Source organism: Streptococcus sp. UBA632 (assembly GCF_002300045.1).
Taxonomy (GTDB): Bacteria; Bacillota; Bacilli; order Lactobacillales; family Streptococcaceae; genus Streptococcus; species Streptococcus alactolyticus.
Genome location: NZ_DBPA01000052.1, coordinates 1,924 through 2,780 on the forward strand (window position 1 = coordinate 1,924; position 857 = coordinate 2,780).

Here is an 857-nt window from a genome sequence, read left to right on the forward strand (position 1 = left end):
TCTTTGTTAGGTCAACAATCTGAATTTTGATAATGGCCAAATCCTAAACAACAATTTCCCAACAACTTGTTCATTTGATACCGTTCCGATGGAAGTGTTTCGCGAGTCGATGGAGACTTTTCGGTTATCTCCCATCACAAAGAGCTGCCCTTCTGGAACTTGGTAAGGAAAGGTGATATTGGTTTCACCATAATCTTTTGATTTCAGATAAGGTTCATTGAGTTTTTTCTGATTAACGTAAACATTTCCCTTACTATCCATATCTACCCAATCACCTTCTTCTGCAATCACACGTTTGACTAAAACATTATTATTGTAATAAAAAGCTACGATGTCACCTGTATCAAAATGACTTGTCCGAAAAGAAACAATAAGGTCACCCGCATCTAAGGTTCCTGACATGGATTTGCCATAGATACGTAAAATAGGAAAAAATAGAACAGAGGTCAAAATAGCAAAAGCTGCGATAACCATGAGCATAAAGACCGTGTTAACAATATTTTTCCGCAAATCTCTTCGGTATTTGGAGGTTCGATACAAGTTTTCGATGTTTGCTATATTGGCACTTGAAAGGATTTCATCATTCTTTTTCATCGTCATCACCTACACCTTGTTTAACATTCTCTAAATACAAGTCAGCTGCCTTTTGGGCTTCTTCAAAGATATTGGTTAAACGCAAAGCCGCCTCTGCCAAAGTCCCAGATTCTTTTATCGAAATCTCCTTTTTGGTTAATTGGCTTTCGAGATCGTTTAATGTTTCTCTCAGACGATTGATTTCGTCATTTTGTGCTAATATGATCTCATAAAGATCTGTTCGCTTGAGGTGTTTAAATCTCCTAATATTCATCTCATCAATA

Annotated in this window: 2 protein-coding genes; both read right to left on the bottom strand. The window is 36.8% G+C overall.

Annotated features, from left to right (window positions below; translation table 11 throughout):
- Window positions 1–6 precede the first annotated feature (6 nt).
- The gene (lepB, locus tag B3473_RS06225; protein ID WP_369945035.1) at window positions 7–600 is read right to left on the bottom strand and encodes a signal peptidase I; all 594 of its coding nucleotides are present in this window, start codon (window positions 598–600) and stop codon (window positions 7–9) included.
- Window positions 581–857: DNA repair protein (locus B3473_RS06230; RefSeq protein ID WP_414717676.1), on the bottom strand; the 277-nt coding region annotated here is incomplete at its 5' end. The genes lepB and B3473_RS06230, both read right to left, overlap by 20 nt.